This is a genomic window from Streptomyces sp. NPDC002698, from assembly GCF_042888945.1.
Classification (GTDB): domain Bacteria; phylum Actinomycetota; class Actinomycetes; order Streptomycetales; family Streptomycetaceae; genus Streptomyces.
This window is the reverse complement of sequence record NZ_JBIAQM010000084.1, coordinates 1-3,040: the sequence shown is the minus strand read 5'-3', so window position 1 is coordinate 3,040 and position 3,040 is coordinate 1. Positions and strand designations below refer to the sequence as shown.

At 70.8% G+C, this 3,040-nt stretch carries 5 protein-coding genes and 1 pseudogene; 1 reads left to right on the top strand and 5 read right to left on the bottom strand.

Going from position 1 to position 3,040, the window contains the following annotated elements:
- Positions 1-107: biotin carboxylase N-terminal domain-containing protein (locus ACFYW9_RS41350; RefSeq protein ID WP_324603837.1), on the bottom strand; the 107-nt coding region annotated here is incomplete at its 3' end.
- Positions 108-462: 355 nt separating this feature from the next.
- Here ACFYW9_RS41350 and ACFYW9_RS41345 point away from each other — a divergent pair.
- Positions 463-903, top strand: a pseudogene (locus ACFYW9_RS41345) (hypothetical protein); the annotation flags it as partial.
- A gap of 459 nt (positions 904-1,362) precedes the next feature.
- Here ACFYW9_RS41345 and ACFYW9_RS41340 read toward each other — a convergent pair.
- The 4 genes from ACFYW9_RS41340 to ACFYW9_RS41325 form a co-directional block, all read right to left on the bottom strand.
- The gene (locus ACFYW9_RS41340; protein ID WP_351876369.1) at positions 1,363-1,983 is read right to left on the bottom strand and encodes a nucleoside triphosphate pyrophosphatase; all 621 of its coding nucleotides are present in this window, start codon (positions 1,981-1,983) and stop codon (positions 1,363-1,365) included.
- A gap of 52 nt (positions 1,984-2,035) precedes the next feature.
- Positions 2,036-2,164: a morphogenic membrane protein MmpB gene (gene mmpB / locus ACFYW9_RS41335; RefSeq protein ID WP_328448878.1), complete on the bottom strand. Its 129-nt coding sequence runs from the start codon at positions 2,162-2,164 to the stop codon at positions 2,036-2,038.
- A 218-nt stretch (positions 2,165-2,382) separates the two neighbouring features.
- Positions 2,383-2,592: an acyl-CoA carboxylase epsilon subunit gene (locus tag ACFYW9_RS41330; RefSeq protein WP_328448876.1), complete on the bottom strand. Its 210-nt coding sequence runs from the start codon at positions 2,590-2,592 to the stop codon at positions 2,383-2,385.
- Positions 2,593-2,623: 31 nt separating this feature from the next.
- A partial coding sequence (locus ACFYW9_RS41325) for a carboxyl transferase domain-containing protein (protein WP_389160349.1) occupies positions 2,624-3,040 on the bottom strand: 417 nt, incomplete at its 5' end.

The following is a 3,040-nucleotide window of genomic DNA, read 5'->3' as shown; positions in this document are numbered from 1 at the left end:
CGGTCCGGTTCCGCATACACGGCAACGCTCGCGATCCCGGCATCCCGACATGCTCGGGCCACGCGGACAGCGATTTCGCCACGGTTGGCGATGAGCACCTTGCGCACGATGGCTCCCTCCTTGAAAACAAGCCGAGTTTAGGGACAGCCAACACGACGTTTCGAGCTGTCCCCAGTGGTGAGCTTGCCCACACGGAGCGTGATACGAGGCTCGCCCTACCCGCGAAATCCCTTGTCGTGCCATGGCACGCGGGAATCCCTGCCTGAACCCTAGCCCTCAGGTGTGGTCAAGGTCTCTGTGGCTCCGTGCTGCGGCCCACAACGATTCTTTGTCGAGTCCCTACGAATGGCCCAACGATTCTTTGCCCTCGGCCGAACCCTTGTCCCCGGGTTTACCCGTTAGTAGCGTTCGGGATGTCTAAGTCGTACTTGGGGTAACAGCACGCGGAAGTGGGTGGGGCCGGTGGTGCGCAGACCGCTGGTGTGGGTGGCGGCGATCGTGCTCTTCGTGGAGGCGATAGGTATCGCCCTCCTGAACTGGTTCCTCGGCGTGATCGTCGACCGCCAGGACATGTCCATGGCTGGACTCGACTCCGACATGATGGCGCGGTCGTCGAAGATCGGCGGTCTGGTCTTCGGTCTCTACTTCCTGGCCTGTGCCGTGTCGGCCCTGCTGGTCGCGCTCCGGCAGCGCCCTCCGGGCCTTCTCGGGCGTGTCCTGCTGATCAGCGCCGCCGTGGTGCACGCCCTGCTCGGCGCCTTCACGGTGGGCCTGGTGGGCTGGGGGGCGTTCGCCTTCATGATGGTCGTGCTCGCGTTGGTCGTGTTCACCCTCCTGGCGTACGCCGGCCGGGAGACCGGCCCCGTCGACGCCGCGCCGGAGACCGGCGGGACCGGTGACGGCGAGGGGGACGCGGCCGAGGAGGGGAGCGCCGGCCTCGGTGAGGGCGTCGCCGCCGGGAGTGTCGACCTGGGGAAGGGCGCCGGGGCGAAGGGTGCCGGAGCGAAGGGCACGGAGGTGACGGGCGCCGACGTGACGAGCGCCGACGTGACGGGCGCTGAGGTCACGAGCGCCGAGGCGAAGGGCGCAGACGTGGAGGAAGCCGCGGTCGCGGTGTCCGCCTCTTCGGCGTCCTGACGGTTTTCCGATCGTTCCCTCGGCCGTCCGGCCGCCCCGGGTGCAGACCTGCGGGCGACCGGGCGACCGGGCGTCCGGGCGCCCCGGGGTTCAGACGTCCGGGTGTCCGGGTGGCCGACGGTTGAGGCACGCGGGCGTCCGGGCCTCAACCGCCCTCTGCCGTAAGGACGTTCCCGGAGTGGCCGGTCGGCGGACTGCCTGACCGGATGCTCCGGTCCGTGGTCCTCATGCCTCCCGGGGTGTCCACAACTCCGTGATGCCGACGCCCAGTTCGCCGAGCAGCCGGCGCACCATCGGCAGCGAGATGCCGATGACGTTGCCGTGGTCGCCGTCGATGCCCTCGATGAAGGGCGCCGAGCGGCCGTCCAGGGTGAACGCGCCCGCCACGTGCAGGGGTTCGCCCGAGGCGACGTACGTGGCGATCTCCGCGTCCGTCGGTTCGCCGAAGCGGACCACGGTCGAGGCGATCGCGGACTCCCACCGCTTCTGCGCCGTGTCCCAGACGCAGTGCCCCGTCTGGAGCGTGCCCGACCGGCCCCGCATCGCCTTCCAGCGCGCGGTGGCCTCCTCGGCGTCGGCGGGCTTGCCGAGAGCCTGGCCGTCCAGGTCGAGCACGGAGTCGCAGCCGATCACGAGCGCGCCCTGGACCTCGGGCCGCGCCGCCACGACGGAGGCCTTCGCCTCGGCCAGCGCGAGGGCCAGCTCGGCGGGAGTGGGTGCGGTGACGGCGTCCTCGTCGACCCCGCTCACGATCACCTCGGGGGCGAGTCCGGCCTGCCGCAGCAGATTGAGCCGGGCGGGGGACTGGGAGGCGAGGACGAGACGGCGGCGCGGCTGATCGGTCATGAGATCAGGGTATCGGCGCCGATCCGCCCGTGCTTCGGCTGCCGGACGGACATCAGCGGACGCCCACCAGGATCATCGCGACCACCATGGCCAGCGCCAGGAGAACGCCCAGGCGTCGCAACATGTCCTGCATGTCGCGGAGATCCTTGGGGGGTTCGTTCTCGGGGTCGGACCACAGCATGCTCCCGATCGTGCGACGACGGGGCGGCCGGACGCCTGAGTACGCGTACTCAACTTGCGCGCATCCTGTGAAAGCGGCTCCCGTGCCGCCTTTGGAGGGCCAGGGCCAGGACCAGGGCCAGGGCCAGGGCGGGGCAGCTGCCCAGGAAGCCGGGATCCCCCTGGGACAGGGTCCGCAGGGGGATCAAGGGTCAAGGGTTCTCGTGTGCCGACGCGGGTCTAGCCCGGCCAGCAGCTGCGGCCCCACGACGTCGGGCCCGGCCGCGGGAGCCGGTGCGCGGCGATGCGGGCGGGGTCGGACCAGGAGTCACGCGGCCCGGACGCGCCGGACGGGGCGGACGCCACCGCCGCGGCGCGCGCTCGGACCACCGCCAGCGCGGCGGCCAGCTCCTCCGGGGTCGGATTGCCCCGTACGACCTTGATCGTCATGTCTGCTCCCAGGATCCGGGTCTGCGGGGTTCTAGAGCGGGATGTTTCCGTGCTTCTTGGGGGGCAGGGAGGCTCGTTTGGTGCGGAGCTGGCGCAGGCCGCGGACGACGTGGGCGCGGGTCTGGGAGGGCATGATGACGCCGTCGATGTAGCCGCGTTCGGCCGCGGTGTAGGGGTTGAGGAGGGTGTCCTCGTACTCCTGGATGAGGCGGGCGCGGGTGGCGTCCTGGTCCTCGGCGGCGGCGATGGTGCGGCGGTGCAGGATGTTGACCGCGCCCTGGGCGCCCATGACGGCGATCTGGGCGGTGGGCCAGGCGAGGTTGAGGTCGGCGCCCAGGTGCTTGGAGCCCATCACGTCGTAGGCGCCGCCGAAGGCCTTGCGGGTGATGATGGTGATCAGCGGGACGGTGGCCTCGGCGTAGGCGTAGATCAGTTTGGCGCCGCGGCG

Coding starts and splice junctions, on each gene's coding strand:
- ACFYW9_RS41340 (WP_351876369.1), bottom strand. CDS start 1,983: ATGACCGATCAGCCGCGCCGCCGTCTCGTCCTCGCCTCCCAGTCCCCC.
- mmpB (WP_328448878.1), bottom strand. CDS start 2,164: ATGCTGTGGTCCGACCCCGAGAACGAACCCCCCAAGGATCTCCGCGAC.
- ACFYW9_RS41330 (WP_328448876.1), bottom strand. CDS start 2,592: ATGACGATCAAGGTCGTACGGGGCAATCCGACCCCGGAGGAGCTGGCC.